The following is a 20,001-nucleotide window of genomic DNA, read 5'->3' on the forward strand; positions in this document are numbered from 1 at the left end:
CAGAACCGGGGAGACAGGCATGGATAAAGTGATACGCTGGGGTATTCTTGGCACGGGCAAGATCGCTCGTGCGATGGCAGAAGGCTTGCGCGATGCGCCGGGTGCGCAACTGGTGGCGGTGGCTTCGCGCAGCAGTGATGGCGCCCAGGTTTTCGGCGCCGAATTCGATATCGAACATCGCCATGCGTCTTACCAGGCGCTGGCCGACGATGTCAACGTGGACGTGATCTACATCGCCACGCCGCACACCCAGCACGCAGAAAATGCCCTGATGTGCCTAGCCGCAGGCAAGCATGTTGTGTGCGAAAAACCGTTCACCATGCATGCGCGCCAAGCGCAAGCCGTGGTGGCGCTGGCGCGCGAGAAAAAGCTGTTTTTGATGGAAGCCATGTGGAGCCGCTTCCTGCCGGCCGCGCAGGAAGCCAAACGCATCATCGCCAGCGGCGAGATCGGTCTGGTGCACCAAATACAGGCCGATATCGGCTTTGTGGCCACCTTCCCGCCCGAACACCGCATGTTCAACCCTGACCTGGGCGGCGGCGCCTTGCTCGACGTCGGCATTTATCCCTTGTCGATGGCGGCCTTCTTTCTTGGCCCCGTGTCGCAAGTGCAGGCACTCGCTGAAATGGGCGCCACCGGCGTCGATGAGCAAGTGGTGTTTTCACTGCGTCATGCAGGCGGCGGCACTTCCTCGTGCGCCTGCAGCGTGCGTACGCTGACGCCGACGGAAATGACGATTTCCGGCTCGCTGGGCCGCGTCCGCTTGCCGAACCGTTTTTATCGGCCGGACCATTTGATCGTCGAACCGATGGATGGTGAACGCCGGGTGATCGATACGCCGTTTACCGGCAATGGTTATACGCATGAAGCCATCGAGGCCATGCGCTGCATCCGCGCCGGCCTGCTGGAAAGCCCCATCATGCCGCACGATGAGAGCGTGGCGCTGATGGCCAATCTCGACGCCATGCGCGGCCAGATCGGCCTGGTCTACAGCGCCGACCAGGCTTGAACGGAGCGATGATGACCACACTCTCTAGCCGTCCCAGCCTGAAAACAGTGTTAATCGCCAGCGGCGTCGTGCTGACACTCGCCATGGGCGTGCGCCATGGCCTGGGCTTCTGGATGCAGCCGATTTCTTTAGCCCATGGCTGGACGCGCGAAACCTATTCGCTGGCGCTTGCCATGCAAAACCTGATGTGGGGTGTATTCGGCCCGTTTGCCGGCATGGCCGCCGACCGCTACGGCACCATGCGCATCGTCATTTTCGGCGCCTTCAGCTATATGGCGGGTTTGTTGTGGATGGCGCTCGTGACCCAGCCCACCTTGTTCATCATCGGTTCGGGCGTCTTCATCGGCCTGGCCCTGGCGTGCACGGCGTTTGGCGCCATCAGCGGCATCGTCGGCCGTAGCGCGCCGCCCGAGCAGCGCTCCTGGGCTTTCGGCATTTCCTCGGCGGCCGGCTCCTTCGGCCAGTTCCTGATGATGCCGGTCGAACAGCAGCTGATTGCTGCAGTGGGCTGGCAATCCGCGTTTTACGTGCTGGCCGCGCTGGTGGTGCTGGCGATGGTGCCGATGGCGTTTTATTTGCGTGAGCCACCCGTCACGCATGGCGCCGGGCCGCAGCAAAGCGTCGCATCTGCATTTGGCGAAGCGGTCGGCAACCGCTCGTTCTGGCTGCTGCTGACCGGGTATTTCGTCTGTGGTTTCCAGCTGGTGTTCATCGGCGTGCACTTGCCCGCCTACCTGAAGGACCAGGGTTTGATCAATCCGAATATCGCCGTTACCGCGCTGGCGCTGATCGGCTTGTTCAATATTATCGGTTCCTACTATGCGGGCAAGCTCGGTGGGAAAATCGCCAAGCGCCATCTGCTGTCGGCCATTTACGTGATCCGTGCTGCCATCATTGCGCTCTTCCTGCTGGCGCCCGTGTCAGCGTGGTCGGTGTACCTGTTCGCTGCCGGCATGGGGTTGTTGTGGCTGTCGACCGTGCCGCTGACGAATGGCATCATCGCCGGCATCTTCGGCGTGAAACACCTGTCGATGCTGGCTGGCTTGGTGTTCTTTTCGCACCAGGTGGGCAGCTTCCTGGGCGCCTGGCTGGGCGGGTATCTGTATGAACAGCAAGGTAGCTACCACGTGGTCTGGATGATCACCATCGGCCTGGGTCTCCTGGCCGCGCTGATCAATCTGCCCATCGATGAACGAGCCGTCAAGCGCGGCGCGGTGGCTGCATAATGGCAAGCAGGCGCGTCTGGTTATGGCGTGTGATTGGCGCTGTACTGCTGGCCGTGATTTTCATGGCGTATCTGCGGCCGGACTTCATGTTCGACCTGGCGAACCGGCTGTGGCTGTGCATGTAAGGCGGGTCGTTCAGACCTTCAAAAACTCTTCCTTGTTGCCCAGCCAGCGCGCCAGATGCGTTTCCACCACGGCGGCGCTGGCGGGCGAGCTGTCGTGCAGCAGGTCGTGGGCCACGTCGCGCGCCTGGTCGACCAGCCATTGGTCTGTTTCCAGGTCGGCGAAGCGCAGCATGGCCTGGCCGGACTGGCGCGCGCCGAGAAATTCGCCGGGGCCGCGGATTTCCAGGTCGCGGCGGGCGATTTCAAAGCCGTCCGTGGTTTCTCGCATGGTCATCAAACGCTGGCGCGCCACGCCGCCCAGTGGTCCCTGGTATAGCAGCAAACAGACGCTGGCCGCCGAACCGCGGCCCACGCGCCCGCGCAGCTGGTGCAGCTGCGACAAGCCGAAACGCTCGGCGTGTTCGATCACCATCAGCGAGGCATTGGGTACGTCCACGCCCACCTCGATCACGGTGGTGGCCACCAGCACGTGCAAGTGGCCAGCGATGAAGGCGTCCATCACTTCCTGTTTTTCCGCCGGTTTCAGCCGGCCGTGCACCAGGCCCACCTGCAGCGCGGGCAGGGCTTCGGCCAGCATCATGTAGGTGTCGGTCGCCGTTTGCAGCTGCAGCGCTTCCGATTCTTCGATCAGCGGGCAAACCCAGTACACTTGCCTGCCTTCCAGCGCGGCCGCATACACGCGGGCGATCACTTCGTCGCGCCGGTTCTGGTCGATGGCGCGCGTGACAATCGGGCTGCGGCCGGGCGGCAGCTCGTCGATCACCGACACTTCCAGATCGGCGTAATAGGTCATGGCCAGGGTGCGCGGGATCGGCGTGGCCGACATCATCAGCTGGTGCGGCACGGCCGCGCTGTCGCCCTTGTTGCGCAGGGTCAGGCGCTGGCCCACGCCGAAGCGGTGCTGCTCGTCGACGATCACCAGGCCCAGTTTGGCGAACTGTACGTTATCCTGGATCAGCGCATGCGTGCCGATCACCAGCTGCGCTTCGCCCGATTCGATCAGGGCCAGCGCCGCCGTCTTTTCCTTTTTCTTCAGGCTGCCCGTCAGCCAGGCTACTTTCACGCCCAAGGGTTCCATCCAGGCGGCGATCTTGCGGAAATGCTGTTCTGCCAGGATTTCGGTGGGCGCCATCAGCGCGGCCTGAAAGCCGCTGTCGATCGCTTGCGTGGCCGACAGGGCCGCCACCACCGTCTTGCCGCTGCCGACATCGCCCTGCAGCAGCCGCTGCATCGGGTAGGGCTGGCGCAGGTCGGCGCGGATTTCATCGAGCACGCGTGCCTGTGCACCCGTCAGCTTGAACGGCAAGGCTGCCTGGAACGTTTGCGACAGGGCGCCGATCACGGGTAGGGCGGCCGCCCCTTTCGAGCGGCGCGCGCGCTGGGCGCGTTTCAGCGACAGTTGCTGGGCCAGCAGTTCATCGAACTTCATGCGTACCCAGGCCGGGTGCGAGCGGTCCATCAGTGCGCTTTCATCGATAGCTTGCGGCGGATAGTGCAGCAGGCGCACGGCGGCCTGGAAGGGCGACAGCTGCATCTCGCGCAGCAACTGGTCCGGTAAAGTATCTTGCCAGTCGATGCGGCGCATGGCGTCGGCGATCTCGCGCCGCAAGACGTGCTGCGACAAGCCTTCGCCCGACGGGTACACGGGCGTCAGGGCGGTCGGCAGCGGTGCTCCCTCGTTGACGACCTTGTAGGTCGGGTGCACCATTTCTGCGCCAAAGAAGCCATGTTTGAGTTCGGCCCTGGCCCGCACACGCGTGCCTTCGGCCAGTTGCTTGACCTGGCTGCCATAAAAATTCATGAAACGCAGCAGCAGATTGCCCGTTTCATCGGCGATGGTTACCAGCAATTGCTTGCGCGGCTTGAAATTGACTTCGCACTTGGTGACCACGCCTTCGACCTGCCACGATTCGCCGCCGTGCTGGCAGGCGTCGCGTATGGTGTAAACCTTGGTCTCGTCTTCATAGCGCATCGGCAAGTGCAGCACCAGGTCCATATCGGTGCGCAAGCCCAGTTTTGCCAGCCGGCTTTCCGTAGTGACCACCTTTTTGGCGGCTTTCGGCTTGGCGGCGGGCTTGGCTGCGGGGGGAAGGTCGGGCTTAGGATCGGACTTAGAATCGGGCATATGCAAGGTTTTGGCGCCGCTAGCGTAAAATAGAGGGTTGTCCGGCACATCCCTGGCGTACCGCGATCAGATGATCTTGCGGCTGATTATTGTAATGCCTGTATAGGCACACAGTATAGTGCCAGATGGTCAGTTGCGCATTTCTAATCATTTTCACGTACTTTTTGAAGCAAAACGCATGTATTCGCTCTCCGATTTCGATTTCAATTTGCCGCAAGAAAACATTGCGCAAACTCCGTTGGCCGAACGCAGTGCGTCGCGCCTCTTGCATCTGGACGGCGAGACCCTGGTGGACCGCCAGTTTGCCGACATCGTCGGCCTGCTACAGGCGGGCGACCTGCTGGTGATGAACAACACCCGCGTGCTCAAGGCGCGTTTCTTTGGCGTCAAGGAAAGCGGCGGCAAGATCGAGGCGCTGGTCGAGCGCGTGCTCGATGACCGCACTGTGCTGGCCCAGGTGCGCGCCTCGAAATCGCCGCCACCGGGCTGCCGCATCCGCCTGGCCGACGCCTTCGATGTGACGGTAGGCCAGCGCGCCGGCGAATTTTTTACCCTGCACTTCGATGCCGATGTGTTTGAACTGATCGAGGCGCATGGCCGTTTGCCGCTGCCGCCGTATATCGAGCACGATGCGGATGAATTCGATGAAACGCGTTACCAGACGGTGTTCAATAAAGTGCCGGGCGCCGTGGCTGCGCCGACGGCCGGCCTGCATTTCGACCAGGCCCTGCTCGACCAGCTGAAGGCCAAGGGCGTCAATTTCGCCTATGTGACCCTGCACGTGGGCGCCGGCACCTTCCAGCCCGTGCGCACCGAAGTGCTCAGCGAACACAAGATGCATACCGAGTGGTACACCCTGCCGCAGGAAACCGTGGACGCCGTACGTGCCGCGCAACTGGCAGACCGCGACGTGGTGGCAGTCGGTACCACCAGCCTGCGCGCGCTGGAATCGGCTTCGCAAACGGGGCAACTGGTGGCTGGCAGCGCCGATACGGCCCTGTTCATCACGCCTGGCTACGCGTTTAAAACCGTCACGCGCCTGATCACCAACTTCCATTTGCCGAAATCGACCCTGCTGATGCTGGTGTCGGCCTTTGCAGGCTACGAGCCGATCCGCAGCGCCTACGCGCATGCGATCGCACAAAACTACCGTTTCTTCAGTTATGGCGATGCGATGCTGCTGACCACGCAATCGCGTTCTCCGCTCCCGTTTCCGCTGAATTTAAACTCTATCGCTTGAACCCGACAAAATAAGAAAGAAACCGCATGCTCGAATTTACCCTACTCAAGACTGACACGAGCGGCCTGACCAATGCACGCCGTGGCACCTTGAAATTGAACCATGGCGTCGTGCAGACGCCGATCTTCATGCCAGTGGGCACTTACGGCTCCGTCAAAGCCATGTCGCCGCTGGAACTCAATGAGATCGATGCGCAGATTATTCTTGGCAACACTTTTCACCTTTGGTTGCGTCCAGGCAACACCGTCATGGAGAAATTCGGCGGCTTGCATGGTTTCATGGGCTGGAACAAGCCGATTCTGACCGATTCCGGTGGTTTCCAGGTGTTTTCGCTGGGCGCCATGCGCAAGATCACGGAAGAGGGCGTGTATTTCAATTCGCCGATCAATGGCGATAAACTGTTCTTGTCGCCAGAAGTATCGATGCAGGTGCAGCGCGTCTTGAATTCCGACATCGTCATGCAATTCGACGAATGCACGCCGTATGAGATTCAAGGCCGTCCGGCCACCATCGAAGAAGCGGCGAAATCGATGCGCATGTCCCTGCGCTGGGCGCAGCGCTCGAAAGATGAATTCCACCGTGGTGAAAATCCGAATGCGCTGTTCGGCATCGTGCAGGGCGGCATGTATGAAATGCTGCGCGACGAATCGCTGGCCAAGCTGGAAGAGATTGATTTCCCTGGCCTGGCCATCGGCGGCCTGTCCGTTGGCGAGCCGAAGGAAGACATGATGCGCATGCTGGCCCACGTCGGTCCGCGCCTGCCTGCCAACAAGCCCCATTATCTGATGGGCGTGGGCACGCCGGAAGACCTGGTGGCCGGAGTTTCGAACGGCATCGACATGTTCGATTGCGTGATGCCGACCCGCAATGCCCGTAATGGCTGGCTGTTTACCCGCTTTGGCGACATCAAGATCAAGAATGCCAAATACAAGGAAGACCAGGCGCCGCTCGATGAAACCTGCAGTTGCTACGCCTGCCGCAATTTCTCGCGTGCTTACCTGCATCACTTGCACCGCTCCAAGGAAATTCTCGGTGCGCGCTTGAATACTATCCATAATCTGCATTACTACCTGGACTTGATGCGTCAGATGCGTGAAGCGCTCGATGAAGACCGTTTCCATGCATTTACCCTGCAATTCCATGCGGAACGGGCCCGTGGCGCCTGAGTTAATAGCAAGGCAATGATAATTTAGTATCAAGTTGACGCTTGGTGAGGGCGAGAAAGCATTGCATAATGCATTTTTAGCCCCATTTAAAGCTGCCATGCCTGCAAATAAGGGTATGGCGTAATAAGCCAATGCTAGAATACAGCGCTATTTTTCAAACTGATTAGAACTGGAGTCACCGTGTTATTCATTTCCAACGCTTACGCGCAAGCCCCTACCGAAGCCCTGGGCCTCGGCGGCAACCTGACCAGCTTCCTGCCGCTGGTATTGATGTTCGTGGTCATGTATTTCCTGATGATCCGCCCACAGCAAAAACGCGCCAAAGAGCAAAGGGCAATGATGGACGCGCTGGCCAAGGGTGACGAAGTCGTGACCGCCGGCGGCTTGCTGGGCCGTGTTGTCAAGGTCGTCGACACCTATGTCACCATCGAAGTGGCCAGCGGCACCGAAGTTCTGGTGCAAAAAAGCTCGATCACCACTTTGTTGCCAAAAGGTACCCTGAAGGCACTGTAATTCTTCGCTGTCCTTACGTTTCCATTGCTATCGTAATGACTGACCAGGGCGGCCATCCGCCGCCCTACGCGACGCCTCCGACGCTCAACACTGAACGCTGAATCAATATGAATCGCTACCCTGCCTGGAAATACATCATCATTGCCGTCGCCTTGTTCCTGGGCGCACTGTACACGGCACCCAATTATTTCGGTGAATCACCGGCACTGCAAGTGACCAGTGCCAAGTCGACTGTCAAAGTGACGAGCGATCTGACGGCGCAAGTCGAGCAAATATTGACGAAAGAGAATGTCAACTCGGAAGGTGCAACCTTCGACGGCGTTGGCAACCTCGCTTCGGTGCGTGTGCGCTTCGCCGATCCCGATACCCAGTTCAAGGCCAAATCGGTATTGGAAAAAGATCTGAATACAGATCCTAGCGATCCGACCTATGTGGTCACGGTCAACTTGCAAGCCAATACCCCGAAATGGATGCAAAAACTGCATGCCTTGCCGATGTTCCTGGGCCTGGACTTGCGTGGTGGCGTGCATTTCCTGATGCAGGTCGACAGCAAAGCTGTATTGACCAAAAAAGTACAAGGCATCCAGTCCGGCGCGCGCAGCCTGTTGCGTGACAAGAATATCCGTCACGCCGGCATTGCACGCGTGGGCGACAATATTGAAATCAGCTTCCGCGACGCCGATACGCGTCTGAAAGCCAAAAACCTGCTGTCCGACCAGATGCAAGACCTGGTATTTGCCGACGCAGGCGATGGCAGCGACTTGAAACTGATCGTCAGCCTGAAACCGGCCGCCCTGAAATCGACGCTCGACGAAGGTGTGAAACAAAATATCTCGACCTTGTCCAAGCGCGTTAACGAACTGGGCGTGGCCGAACCGTTGATCCAGCAGCAAGGTGCGGACCGCATCGTGGTGCAATTGCCTGGCGTGCAAGATGTGGCCCGCGCCAAAGCCATTATCGGCCGCACGGCTACGCTGGAAGTACGCCTGGTCGATGAAACCATCGTGCCTGGTACCGAACTGTCGAGCGCGATCCCGTTCAACTCGGAATTGTTCACCGTCGGCAAGGGCGTCCCTGTGGTGCTGTCGAAAGACGTGATCCTGACGGGCGACTATATTTCCAGCGCTACGGCCAGCTTCGACCAGAACCAGCAAGCGGCCGTATCGATTGACCTGAACGGCGACGGCGGCCGCAAGATGCGTGAAGCGACCCGCGAACGCGTGGGCAAACGCATGGCCATCGTGCTGTTCGAAAAAGGCAAGCCTGAAGTCCTGTCGGTCGCGACCATTCAGCAAGAACTCGGTTCGCGCTTCCAGATCACCGGCATGGGCGGCGCTGAAAACGCCAATGAACTGGCGCTGCTGCTGCGTTCGGGCGCGCTGTCGGCACCGATGACGGTCATCGAAGAACGCACCATCGGACCGCAACTGGGCGCTGAAAACATCGCCAAGGGCTTGCATTCGACCATGTACGGCTTCCTCGCGATCGCTGTGTTCATGATCATCTACTACATGATGTTCGGCGCCTTCAGCGTGCTGGCCCTGGCTTGCAACCTGTTGCTGCTGATCGCCTTGCTGTCGATGATCCAGGTGACCCTGACCTTGCCAGGTATCGCCGCGATTGCGCTGGCGCTCGGTATGGCGATTGACGCCAACGTGCTGATTAACGAACGTATCCGCGAAGAGCTGCGTGCCGGCAGTACGCCGCAGGCCGCCATTTCGGCCGGTTTCGACCGCGCCTGGGCCACGATTCTGGATTCGAACGTGACTACCCTGATCGTCGGCGTAGCCTTGCTGGCCTTCGGTAGCGGTCCGGTGCGCGGCTTTGCCGTGGTGCACTGCCTGGGTATCCTGACCTCGATGTTCTCCGCCGTCTTCGTGTCGCGCGGCGTGGTCAACCTCTGGTATGGCCGCAAGAAAAAGCTGACCACGCTGTCGATCGGCACGGTCTGGGTGCCTGGCATCACCGGCAAGTAAGCCACCAGCCAGACTCACTCAATAGCGTCAAAGCGATAGCGTCCGGTGGCACAGCCACCGGACGCACAGAACAGAATACAGAGGATTTCATGGAATTTTTCCGGATCAAAAAAGATATTCCCTTCATGCGCCATGCGTTGATTTTCAACGTGATTTCGGCCCTTACCTTTGTTGCCGCCGTATTCTTCCTGGTGCACAAGGGCTTGCACCTGTCCGTGGAATTTAAGGGCGGCACCGTGATGGAGGTCAAGTACCCGAAAGCGGCCAACCTCGAAGGCATCCGTAACACCCTGATCGGCATGGGCTACGAAGAGCCGGGCGTGACCAGCTTCGATACGGCGCGCGACGTGATGATACGCCTGCCGGTAGAAAAAGACGTCAGCGCCGCCAACACCTCGCTGCGCGTCTTCGACGCCCTGTGCAAGGCTGAAAACGGCACCACCAAGGGTATCGATACGGTGACCGACAAAGGCGAGCACGTCGTCAAGAACGCTTGTCTGGATGCGGCCGGCAATGAATCGGTCGACCTGCAGAAAGTGGAATTCGTCGGCCCGCAAGTGGGCGAGGAACTGGCGCAAAACGGCTTGAACGCACTGGTGATGGTGATCATCGGCGTGATGATTTACCTGGCCATCCGCTTCGAGTGGAAATACGCAGTCTCCGCCATTTTCGCCAACTTGCATGACGTGGTCATCATCCTGGGCTTCTTCGCCTACTTCCAGTGGGAATTCTCGCTGACGGTGCTGGCGGCGATCCTGGCCGTGCTCGGTTACTCGGTCAACGAATCGGTGGTTATTTTTGACCGTATCCGTGAAAACTTCCGCAAGCAGCGCAAGGCAACCGTGCATGAAGTGATCGATAACGCGATCACCAGCACCATTTCGCGTACCATCATTACCCACGGCTGTACCCAGATGATGGTGCTGTCGATGCTGTTCTTCGGCGGCCAGACCCTGCATTATTTCGCCGTGGCGCTGACGATCGGTATCTGCTTCGGTATTTACTCGTCGGTGTTCGTCGCTGCTGCCATCGCCATGTGGCTGGGTGTGAAGCGCGAAGACTTGATCAAGCCGGTCAAGGAAAAAGATGAAACCGACGGCGCCGTAGTCTAAGCGCTCGAGGCCATAGCGATGCCGCCCCGCGCAAGCCGGGCGGCATTTTTTATTCAGAACACCTAACAAAATCTACTGCGCGTCGGGATAGGCGGCCTGCGATGCTCACCGCCTCGGCGGGCCCGTACTTCGTACGGCTCCGCTTCTCAGCCACCTCTGCCTTCCGCTCGCTACGATTTTTTAGGTGTTGTAAGTAATCAGGAAGCGAGCGTTTCATGAGCCGTAGCGGCCGTTTATTTCTGCTGATGGATGCCATGCGCGGCAAACGCGTGCCGGTGACGGCTGCCGCGCTGGCGCAGCAACTGGGCGTATCGGAGCGCACCATTTACCGCGATATCCAGACCCTGGCCGAATTGGGCGCGCCGCTGCAGGGCGAGGCGGGCATCGGTTATGTGCTGCGCCGGGGAGCTTTCCTGCCGCCGCTGATGTTTGGCGCCGACGAACTCGAAGCCTTGGTACTGGGCGCCCGTTGGGTGCGGCGCCAGGGCGATGCGGGGCTGGCGCAGGCCGCCAATAATGCGCTGGCCAAGATCGCCGCCGCTTCACCCAGCGATTTGCGCGACAGCATGGCGGGCACCAGCTTGTGGGTGCCGCTGGGCCGGCCCGCCGATGGCAGCGAGGTGGCCGACCGCTTTGTGCAGCCGGTCCGCGAAGCCATCCGCCACGAGCAGAAAATCACCCTCGGCTATGCCGATGAGCACGGTGCAGCCACCGAGCGCACCGTGTGGCCATTTGCCCTGGCGTATTTTGAAGGCAAGCGCTTGCTAGCTGCCTGGTGCGAATTACGCGGCGACTACCGCCACTTCCGCATCGACCGTATTGCCAGTGTGGCCAGCGTGGACAGCTGCGAGCGTTATCCCACGCGCCGCCATGCGCTCTTGAAGGTTTGGCGTGATAAATATGACATTAAGCCGGAGGATTGAAGTGACTGACAAAAACTGTCAGTCCCAGATTCTACAATGGCCTTTTCTACACAGACCGGTGTGTGCGTCATGCCTTTGTATCACCACCGCATGTCTGCCATATCTGCGCAACAGTCCCCGACGCTTACCTGGCGGGGCGTGAATGGCTGTGCGGCGATAGCTTGAGCCTGGCTGATTTTGGCGTGGCCGCGCCGTTGATGTACAGCGAGCGCCTCAACTTGCCGCTGGCGCAGTACCAGCATCTGCTGGCCTGGCAAGCAACGAAAGCGACCCCGATTCCAGCATGAATGTATGCGCTAAGTGTGCCAACGCACGGAGACGGCCGTTTGGCGCGCATAAGATAGGGCTGTCTCTTTCAGGACATCCCTAGCTTTGGACTTTACCCGCTTTCGAGCGGGTTTTTTTTGTCTTCAAATCGGAGCTTATAGGCTTGAAAGTTTGATAAGTGCGCCACATGTGGATCGCACCTTCATTCAAGCCGGAATGCCATGTTCACGCCACGCCACCCCAAACCGCTGTTGAGTACCCGCGCTATCGCCACGCAAGTCGTCCAGCAACAGCAGCGGACCAAGGCGGTGGACAAGCATGTGCTGATCGTGGAGACAGTCAAGCCGGTACCAGCGCCAGTACCGTCCAAGGATGAGCTAAAGCCAGATTAGTGCATCAGCACTTTGAGCAGCGATTGCACCTCGTCGTCCGACTCGGCCAGGATACTCGACAAGGTGGCGTCGTCGCCGATCACGCAATCGATGCTACGGGCGGCGCGGGCGGCCCGCACGGCGATGGCGGCCGGGCTTTCATTGAGGGGGGAGGCGACCGGCGCCAGGTCGTTGGCCAGCAGCAGGGTGTCGCCCAGCGATTCGGGGGGAATCGCGCGCAAGCCTTCCCATAGCGAGGTGATGGCCTGCATCACGGCTTCCGGCACTTTCAATTTGGTCAGCACGCCATGGCCGATCGCTTGTTCGCCGTGTTCGACCCAGTCATGCGGGTCGCCGTCCAGAATGCCGGGAAACTCGGCTGCGCGCGACAGCAGATAAAAGCCGCCCACTTCATGCACGATGCCGGCAAACAGCGCCGTATCCGGGTCGACTTTGGTCACACGGCGCGCGATCACTTGCGACAGCGCCGCCACGTGGGCCGTATGCTCCCACAACTGGTTGGCCTTGGCCTGCAGCAGCGGGTCGCTGATGGTGCTGCCCAGCTGGCGCACGATCAGCGAGGCCACCACCGATTGCAAGGTGCGCACGCCGAGGCGCTGCACGGCATTGCGCACGCTGGTGATTTCATTGCCCGAACGGTTGAACGCCACCGAATTGGCGATCGCCACCGTACGCGCGGCCAGCAGCGGGTCGGCCTGCACCAGCTTGGCTGCCGCCTCGATATGGCAATCGGGATCGGCCAGCGCCTGCTGTAATTTCAGCGAGGCATCCACATTGGCAGGGAAGGTCAGCTCGCCACGAGCAGCTTGTGCGGCGATGCTTGTAAAGGCGTCGAGTCTGTTCATTGAAAAAATTATACTCGCAATATTTCTTCACAGAACTTTTTAAATGTGATCTTTTCGCAAACAGCCTGTCCGCAGGCAGTAACTGCCCCGTTAACGAAAAAATGGGCATGCCGCGCTCAGCACGGGATGCCCATTTTTGCAGTATTACTATTTTTGTTGCTATTTAGTTAGCTTCGCTGAAGATTGCGTCGCAGCCTTCGACCAGTTCGTCGCTGCCTTCAAGCTCATCCGTCAGGCCCAGGTCGAACAGTTCTTCGACGGCGTTCATGAAGCTGTTGTGTTTGGTTGCACCGATCAGGCGGTAGATTTCGCCATCTTCATTGCGCACGCCGATGATCAGTTTTTCCTGGCGTACCAGTTCCGGCGTGCTGGCGTTGAGCAAGAGGTTGCCGATGATGTGTTTATCGAAATGTGCCGGTTTTTTGCCGTCGAGCAGGGTGGTTTTCAACTTGGTTTCCTTTGTCTTGTTTGAATCTGAGTCTGTTTGATACGTTGTCAGCTACGGCTATTGGCGATAGCATGTTTCAGTCCCGCCAGGGTTGTTTCCAGGCGGACAAAGTCGTCTTCTGTGTAGCCGGTAAATAAACCCTGACCTTGCTTGGTCAGCTTGGGGAAGACCTCGTTAAACAGGCTTTCACCCTCGCAGCTCAGGCGCACGAAGTATAAGCGCTTGTCGCGCGTACAGCGCTTCCTGACGACTAATCCCTTTTGCTCGAGCCGGTCGACCACACCCGTCAGCGTGCCCTTGGTGATCAGGGTTTTCTGGCCCAGTTCCTTGAAGGACATGCCGCTGGTGTTGCCCAGCGTGGCGATGATATCGAATTGTGCATGCGTCAAGCCATACCCGCGCACGAAGTCGCTCGCAAAGCGTTCGAAGTCTTGCATGCATTCGGCCAGCAGCCGGATACTTTTTAAATATCGTTCACCCATAGGCCATGATTATATCCTTCCGCCCCGTTTTTTTCCGGGACACCCGGCCGCGCGTATGACGGGTATGGCAATCAAGAACTCCGTGGTCCAAAATGGTGCGAACCCGAGTATCATAGCCGGACCCTAGCCATTGCCCCGACCTGCCCCTGCCGATGTCCTTCGCTAACCTTGCCCGTATCGGCCTCGACAAACCTTTGCGACTGTTGCTGATCCATGCCGGCGATGCCGAATCGATCACCTGGGCGGGTCTGGTGCAGCCGCTGCGCCTGTGCGCACGTGCGTTGGGGCCGGACGCGCTGCAACTCGATATCCGCACGCCGGAGCAGGTAGCCGGGCAGGGCGGCAACTGGCATATCGCGCTGCTGGTGGCCGATGAAACGGAAACGCCCTTGCGTCCTGAACTATGCCGGGCCGTGATCGAACGCTGCCGTTCGGCGCCGTTCTGGGGCGGCGTGGGCGCGGCCGTGCTGTGGCTGGCCGACGCGGGCGTGATGGATGGCGTGCGGATCGCCTTGCCCTGGGCCTTGTACGCCGACGCGGAAGCCAAGGCCGAACGGGCCATCTTGACACCGCATCTGTTCGATATCGATGGCCCCCATATCACCTGCTGCGGTGGCGCGGCCAGCATCGACTTTGCCCTGACCCTGATCGAGACCGTGTTTGGCGCCGACGTGCAGGCGCTGATCAAGGAAGCCTTGTGCGTGGACAAGGTGCGCGGCAAGGAAGAGCGCCAACGCGTAGCCTTGCAAGCGCGTTTCGGCCTGCTGCAGCCGAAATTGTCGGAAGCGGTGACCTTGATGGAAGCCAATATTGAAGAGCCCTTGTCGACGGACGACATCGCCAGTCTGGTGGGCTTGTCGCGGCGCCAGCTGGAGCGGCTGTTCAAGCAATACCTGGGCAGCCTGCCGTCGCGCTACTACCTGGAGCTGCGGCTGCAGCGTTCGCGTCAATTATTGCTCGATACACATTATTCCATCGTGCAAGTGGGACTGATGTGCGGTTTCTCGTCGGGATCGCACTTTTCCACGGCCTTTGGCACCTTGTTTGGCAATACGCCGCGCGAGGAGCGGCAAAGAAAGCTGATGCCGCCCATGTGAAGCCGTGATCAATTGTGAAAATCCTTGTCGCAGATTCAAAAGAGTTTTAGCATCCCGCTTTTTATAATGCCGTACACGCGTAGCTGTCGTAGCTGCGGGAGTACCTAACATACTGATGGGGAAATGCTATGAATGCCAAGCTTGATTCGACCGTAACCGCGCGCCCAGTCACCCGGGAAACCTTTGACCAGTTCCTGGTGCCTACCTACGCTCCCGCCGCCATGGTGCCGGTGCGTGCCGCTGGCCTGGACCTGTGGGACCAGGCCGGCAAGCATTACCTCGATTTCACTTCCGGTATCGCCGTGACCAGCCTGGGCCACTGCAATCCGGTGCTGGTCGATGCCTTGACCAAGCAAATCAACTCGCTGTGGCATTTGGGCAACGGCTACACCAATGAGCCAGTGCTGCGCCTGGCGCAAGCGCTGACGGAAGCGACCTTCGCCGACCGCGCGTTTTTCTGCAATTCCGGCGCGGAAGCCAATGAAGCAGCCCTGAAACTGGCGCGCAAATATGCGCACACCAAGTTTGGCGCGCATAAATCGCGCATCATCTCGTGCTTCAGCTCCTTCCACGGCCGCACCCTGTTCACGGTGTCCGTTGGCGGCCAGGCCAAGTACACGGAAGGCTTCGAGCCGCTGCCGCAAGAAATCAATCACATCGCCTACAACGATATCGAAGCAGCGCGCGCCGCCATCGGTGACGACGTCTGCGCGGTGATCGTCGAGCCAGTACAAGGCGAAGGCGGCGTGGTGCCTGGCAATCCAGAATTCCTCAAAGAGCTGCGCGCCCTGTGCGACAAGACCGGCGCCCTGCTGATTTTTGACGAAGTCCAGTGCGGCATGGGCCGCACCGGCGCCCTGTTCGCCTACATGGGTTATGGCGTCACGCCAGACATCCTGACGGCTGCCAAGGCCCTGGGCAATGGTTATCCTATCGGCGCCATGCTGACCACCGAAACCCTGGCGCAAACCCTGGCCGTCGGCACCCACGGCACCACCTATGGCGGTAACCCGCTGGCCGCTACCGTAGCCCTGAAAGTGCTGGAAACGATCAACACGCCAGCCTTTTTGGCCCGCGTCAAGGAAGCCAGCGTGGCCACCATCGCCATGCTGCAAGGCTTGATCACGGACTACCCGCAAGTGTTCTCGGCCGTGCGTGGCAGTGGTTTGCTGCTGGGCCTGGTTGTCAGCGATACCTATAAAGGCCGCGCGAAAGACATCCAGAAAGCCGCTGAACTGCAAGGCTTGATGGTGCTGATCGCCGGCATGGACGTGGTGCGCCTGGCGCCAGCCCTGATCGTCTCGGACGAACAGATCGCTGAAGCGGGCCGCCTGCTGCGCGCCGCCGTGGAAAGCCTGATCAAGGCGTAAGCCCTGATCCTCAAGTGATAACACCGGCCCGCAGCCTGAGTTACCTGGCTGCGGGCCGTCTTGGTTTTGCCTCAGTATCATCTGCATTGAAGGAGTATCCATGTATGTTGTCCGTCCGGTAGAAATTGCGGATATCGCAGCCCTTGAAGCGCTGGCCGCGGTAACCATGCCGGGTGTCCATACCCTGCCGAAGACGCGCGAGAAAATCGCCGCCTCCGTCGAGCGCTCCATCGCCTCGTTTGCCGCCCACGTCGACATCCCCAGCGAAGAGTCGTATCTCTTCGTGCTTGAATCCCTGCTCGACAAGAGCATTGCCGGCACGGCCGCCATCTTTGCCTCGGCCGGTTCGAACGGCACCTATTTTTCCTTCCGCAACGACGTTATCCAGCAAGTCTCGCGCGACCTCAATATCAGCCACAGCGTACATGCGCTGACACTGTGTTCCGAGTTGACGGCGTACTCGCAGCTGTCCGGTTTCTTCGTGCGCAATATGGACCAGGCAGGCCTGGAAGCGGCCTTGCTGTCGCGCGCGCGGCTGCTGTTTGCCGTCCTGGCGCCGCACCGCTTCGGCGACCGCTTTTTCGTGCCGCTGGCCGGCATCACGGATAGCGATGGCCAGTCACCATTCTGGGATGCGCTGGGCCGCAAGTTCTTCCAGATGGATTTCCTCGATGCCGAAAAAGTCATCGGCGGGGCGCGCAACCGCACCCTGATCGTCGAACTGATGCCGCATTACCCCGTGTATGTGCCGCTGCTGCCGGGCGACGCGCAAGCAGCCATGGGCCAGATCCACCCGAGCGGCGAACTGGCCTTCAATTTGCTGACAGAAGAAGGCTTTGAAGCGGACGACTATATCGATATTTTCGATGGCGGTCCTATTTTGCAGGCCCACAAGAATTCACTGCGTTCGTTTACCGGTTCGCTCACGCGCCGCGCCGTGCTGGGCGCTGCGCCCAGCCGCACGGGCTTGAAAGTGAACTATGCGATCGCTTCCGGCGCCGAGCGCAATTTCCGCGCCGTGACGTTTACGTGCGATGCGCTCGAAGCGCAGGACACGGTCGGCTTGCCGGCCGAATTGCTCGAAGCGCTGGCGGTGTCCGCCGGCGACAGCGTCATTTGCGTACGCATCTAAGGGAGACATCTTATGCTAGTAGTACGCGCCATCAACGCCAATGACCTCAATGCCCTGTACGACCTGGCCAGCCAGGTCGGCACCGGCATGACCACCCTCAAGCCAGACATGAAAATGCTGGGCGACCGCCTGGAAATCGCCTGCGCCTCGTTCGCCGAAACCATCCCTGTGCCCCAGCGCGACTATATGTTCGTGATGGAAGACACCGACACGGGCCGCCTGGCTGGCGTGTGCGCCATCAAGGGCGCGGTCGGCCTGGAAGAGCCGTTTTATAACTACCGTATCGGCACCCTGGTGCATTCCAGCCGTGAGCTCGACGTGTTTACGCGCATGGAAACGCTGTACCTGTCGAATGACCTGACGGGCAGCACCGAACTGTGTTCGCTGTTTTTGCACCCGGACTACCGCAGCGGCAACAACGGCAAGCTGCTGTCGAAAAGCCGCTTCCTGTTCATCGCCCAGTTCCCGCAGCTGTTCACGGAAAAGCTGATTGCGGAAATGCGCGGCTACCAGGCGCCGGACGGCAGCTCGCCGTTTTATGAAGGCCTGGGCCGCCACTTCTTCAAGATGGATTTCCACCACGTCGATGACTTGACCAGCCTGGGCAAAAAATCCTTCATCGCCGAACTGATGCCGCGCCAGCCCATGTACGTTGCCTACCTGCCCGACGAAGCGCAGGAAGTGATCGGCAAGGTCCATCTGAGTACGGCGCCGGCGCGCCGTCTGCTGGAACAGGAAGGCTTGCACTTCGAAGGCTATGTCGATATTTTCGACGCCGGTCCCGTGCTGCAGGCGCGCGTGTCGGAATTGCGTGCCATGCGCGACAGCATGCCTGCCGTGCTGACTGACGCTGTAGCGCTGTCTGATGATGCTGAAGCCGAACCCTATCTGGTATCGAATACCGATTTACAGGATTTCCGCATGATCGTCACGAACGCGTATCCGCACGGCGGCAAGCTGACCTTGTCCGACGATGAACTGCAGCTGCTGCGTTGCCACCATGGCGACACCGTGCGCACCTTGTCACTCAACCCGAGGAAGAATCCCCATGCCTGATCTCAATAGCACGCAATCGAACTTCATCAACGGCGCCTGGCTGCCAGGCAGCGGCCGCGAACTGGTCACCATCGACCCATCGAATGGCAAGCAGACCTGGGCCAGCCTGGAAGCGACACCAGCGCAGGTGGAACAGGCTTGCCAGGCTGCCCGCGCCGCGTTTGAAGGCTGGGCCGACACGCCGGTGGAGGAGCGCATCGCCATCTGCGTGCGCTTTCGCGACCTGCTGAAGGAACATGCCGAAGAACTGGCGCTGCTGATCTCGGAAGAAGTGGGCAAACCGCTGTGGGAATCGCGCACGGAAGTGGCTACCATGGCCAACAAGATCGATATCTCGGTGCAGTCGTACAACGCGCGCACTGGTGTCACGCAAAGCAAGATCGCCGATGGCGACGCCGTGCTGCGCCACCGCCCGCATGGCGTGTTCGGCGTGTTCGGTCCGTATAACTTCCCCGGCCACCTGCCCAATGGCCATATCGTGCCAGCCCTGATCGCCGGTAATACCGTTGTCTTCAAGCCCAGCGAATATGCGCCGCGCAGCGCCGTGAAAACGGTACAGCTGTGGCAGCAGGCCGGTCTGCCGAATGGCGTAATCAACCTCGTCAACGGCGGGCGCGACACGGGCGTAGCCCTGGGCGCGCAGCCTTTGCTGGACGGCGTGCTGTTTACCGGTTCTTGCCAGACGGGCGTCAGCCTGCACCGTCAGTTCGGCGGCCAGCCGGGCAAGATGCTGGCGCTGGAAATGGGCGGCAATAATGCGCTGGTCGTGTGGGATATCAAGGACGTGGACGCCGCCGTGCACCACGCGATCTTTTCCGCTTTCGTTTCAGCCGGCCAGCGTTGCACCTGCGCGCGCCGCCTGGTAGTACAAGACAATGCAGCCGGCGCCGCCTTTGTGGCGCGCCTGGTGGAAGTAGCGGGCAAGCTGGGCATCGGCGCTTCCGACGCCCAGCCGCAGCCGTTCATGGGCCCTGTGGTGTCAAGCGCCGTGGCTGCGCGCCTGGTGCAGGCGCAAGCCGATATGGTGGCCAAGGGCGGCGTCAGTTTGCTGACTATGCGCCAGTTGAATCCGCAGGCGGGTTTTGTCACGGCTGGCATCGTCGACGTGACCAACGCCGCCGGCATCCCTGACGAAGAGTGGTTTGGCCCCTTGCTGCAAGTGATACGCGTGGCCGATTTCAAGACTGCATTGACAGTGGCGAACGCCACCGAATTTGGCCTGGCGGCTGCCTTGCTGTCCGATGATCCCGCCCTGTGGCAAACCTTCCAGGTACGCGCCCGCGCCGGCATCATCAACTGGAACCGCCCAACCACGGGCGCGGCCAGCACGGCGCCATTTGGCGGTATCGGCAAGTCGGGCAACCACCGTCCGAGCGCCTATTACGCGGCCGATTACTGCGCTTACCCGGTCGCTTCGATCGAGAACGGCGCACTGGAAATGCCGGCCAAGCTGTCGCCCGGCCTGAATTTTTAAGCTTTAAGTTAGGTTGATAAGGA

19 protein-coding genes are annotated in these 20,001 nt (G+C 60.0%); 15 read left to right on the top strand and 4 right to left on the bottom strand.

The window, feature by feature from the left end; genetic code table 11:
* Positions 1-19: 19 nt before the first annotated feature.
* Both HDE75_RS23005 and HDE75_RS23010 read left to right on the top strand, forming a co-directional pair.
* The gene (locus HDE75_RS23005) at positions 20-1,009 is read left to right on the top strand and encodes a Gfo/Idh/MocA family protein (RefSeq protein ID WP_183681574.1); all 990 of its coding nucleotides are present in this window, start codon (positions 20-22) and stop codon (positions 1,007-1,009) included.
* Between the two features lie 11 nt (positions 1,010-1,020).
* On the top strand, positions 1,021-2,235 hold the full coding sequence (locus HDE75_RS23010; RefSeq protein WP_183681571.1) for an MFS transporter: 1,215 nt from the start codon (positions 1,021-1,023) through the stop codon (positions 2,233-2,235).
* Between the two features lie 135 nt (positions 2,236-2,370).
* Here HDE75_RS23010 and recG read toward each other — a convergent pair whose 3' ends face one another.
* Complete coding sequence (gene recG / locus HDE75_RS23015) at positions 2,371-4,485, bottom strand: ATP-dependent DNA helicase RecG (protein WP_183681568.1); 2,115 nt, start codon at positions 4,483-4,485, stop codon at positions 2,371-2,373.
* 178 nt (positions 4,486-4,663) lie between these two features.
* Here recG and queA point away from each other — a divergent pair, with 178 nt between their 5' ends.
* The 8 genes from queA to HDE75_RS23055 all read left to right on the top strand — a co-directional run bounded on the left by queA (position 4,664) and on the right by HDE75_RS23055 (position 12,074).
* Positions 4,664-5,725: a tRNA preQ1(34) S-adenosylmethionine ribosyltransferase-isomerase QueA gene (gene queA, locus HDE75_RS23020; RefSeq protein WP_183681565.1), complete on the top strand. Its 1,062-nt coding sequence runs from the start codon at positions 4,664-4,666 to the stop codon at positions 5,723-5,725.
* Positions 5,726-5,751: 26 nt separating this feature from the next.
* Positions 5,752-6,891, top strand: a complete 1,140-nt coding sequence (tgt, locus tag HDE75_RS23025; RefSeq protein ID WP_183681562.1) for a tRNA guanosine(34) transglycosylase Tgt — start codon at positions 5,752-5,754, stop codon at positions 6,889-6,891.
* Positions 6,892-7,071: 180 nt separating this feature from the next.
* Entirely contained in the window at positions 7,072-7,404 is a 333-nt protein-coding gene (gene yajC / locus HDE75_RS23030) for a preprotein translocase subunit YajC (RefSeq protein ID WP_183681559.1), read from the top strand.
* Positions 7,405-7,511: 107 nt separating this feature from the next.
* Positions 7,512-9,380, top strand: a complete 1,869-nt coding sequence (gene secD, locus HDE75_RS23035; RefSeq protein WP_183681556.1) for a protein translocase subunit SecD — start codon at positions 7,512-7,514, stop codon at positions 9,378-9,380.
* 89 nt (positions 9,381-9,469) lie between these two features.
* Positions 9,470-10,492 carry a protein translocase subunit SecF gene (gene secF, locus HDE75_RS23040; RefSeq protein ID WP_183681552.1) on the top strand — a complete coding sequence of 341 codons (1,023 nt, stop codon included), beginning with the start codon at positions 9,470-9,472 and terminating at the stop codon, positions 10,490-10,492.
* A gap of 215 nt (positions 10,493-10,707) precedes the next feature.
* Positions 10,708-11,415, top strand: a complete 708-nt coding sequence (locus tag HDE75_RS23045) for a helix-turn-helix transcriptional regulator (RefSeq protein ID WP_183681549.1) — start codon at positions 10,708-10,710, stop codon at positions 11,413-11,415.
* Between the two features lie 62 nt (positions 11,416-11,477).
* A complete protein-coding gene (locus tag HDE75_RS26855; protein WP_311735158.1) occupies positions 11,478-11,702 on the top strand; it encodes a glutathione binding-like protein in 225 nt (74 codons plus the stop codon).
* 201 nt (positions 11,703-11,903) lie between these two features.
* Positions 11,904-12,074, top strand: coding sequence for a hypothetical protein (locus HDE75_RS23055; RefSeq protein ID WP_183681547.1), 171 nt, complete (start codon positions 11,904-11,906; stop codon positions 12,072-12,074).
* On the opposite strand, the gene HDE75_RS23060 is transcribed toward HDE75_RS23055, so the two are convergent.
* From HDE75_RS23060 to HDE75_RS23070, 3 genes are all read right to left on the bottom strand, one after another.
* Positions 12,071-12,919, bottom strand: a complete 849-nt coding sequence (locus HDE75_RS23060) for an HDOD domain-containing protein (RefSeq protein WP_183681544.1) — start codon at positions 12,917-12,919, stop codon at positions 12,071-12,073. The genes HDE75_RS23055 and HDE75_RS23060 overlap by 4 nt on opposite strands.
* 163 nt (positions 12,920-13,082) lie before the next feature.
* Positions 13,083-13,367, bottom strand: a complete 285-nt coding sequence (locus HDE75_RS23065; protein WP_183681541.1) for a hypothetical protein — start codon at positions 13,365-13,367, stop codon at positions 13,083-13,085.
* Positions 13,368-13,414: 47 nt separating this feature from the next.
* Entirely contained in the window at positions 13,415-13,804 is a 390-nt protein-coding gene (locus tag HDE75_RS23070; protein WP_260174313.1) for a MarR family winged helix-turn-helix transcriptional regulator, read from the bottom strand.
* A gap of 197 nt (positions 13,805-14,001) precedes the next feature.
* On the opposite strand from HDE75_RS23070, the gene HDE75_RS23075 reads away from it, so the two are divergent.
* The 5 genes from HDE75_RS23075 (at position 14,002) to astD (ending at position 19,978) form a co-directional block, all read left to right on the top strand.
* The gene (locus tag HDE75_RS23075) at positions 14,002-14,946 is read left to right on the top strand and encodes a GlxA family transcriptional regulator (protein WP_183681535.1); all 945 of its coding nucleotides are present in this window, start codon (positions 14,002-14,004) and stop codon (positions 14,944-14,946) included.
* 128 nt (positions 14,947-15,074) lie between these two features.
* Positions 15,075-16,316 carry an acetylornithine/succinylornithine family transaminase gene (gene astC, locus HDE75_RS23080; RefSeq protein WP_183681532.1) on the top strand — a complete coding sequence of 414 codons (1,242 nt, stop codon included), beginning with the start codon at positions 15,075-15,077 and terminating at the stop codon, positions 16,314-16,316.
* 100 nt (positions 16,317-16,416) lie between these two features.
* Positions 16,417-17,448 carry an arginine N-succinyltransferase gene (locus HDE75_RS23085; protein WP_183681529.1) on the top strand — a complete coding sequence of 344 codons (1,032 nt, stop codon included), beginning with the start codon at positions 16,417-16,419 and terminating at the stop codon, positions 17,446-17,448.
* 12 nt (positions 17,449-17,460) lie between these two features.
* Positions 17,461-18,504 carry an arginine N-succinyltransferase gene (astA, locus tag HDE75_RS23090; RefSeq protein ID WP_183681526.1) on the top strand — a complete coding sequence of 348 codons (1,044 nt, stop codon included), beginning with the start codon at positions 17,461-17,463 and terminating at the stop codon, positions 18,502-18,504.
* Complete coding sequence (gene astD / locus HDE75_RS23095; RefSeq protein WP_183681523.1) at positions 18,497-19,978, top strand: succinylglutamate-semialdehyde dehydrogenase; 1,482 nt, start codon at positions 18,497-18,499, stop codon at positions 19,976-19,978. The genes astA and astD overlap by 8 nt, the downstream gene beginning before the upstream one ends.
* Positions 19,979-20,001 lie beyond the last annotated feature (23 nt).

Source organism: Janthinobacterium silvisoli (genome assembly GCF_014200725.1).
In the GTDB taxonomy this organism is placed as follows: Bacteria; Pseudomonadota; Gammaproteobacteria; order Burkholderiales; family Burkholderiaceae_D; genus Janthinobacterium.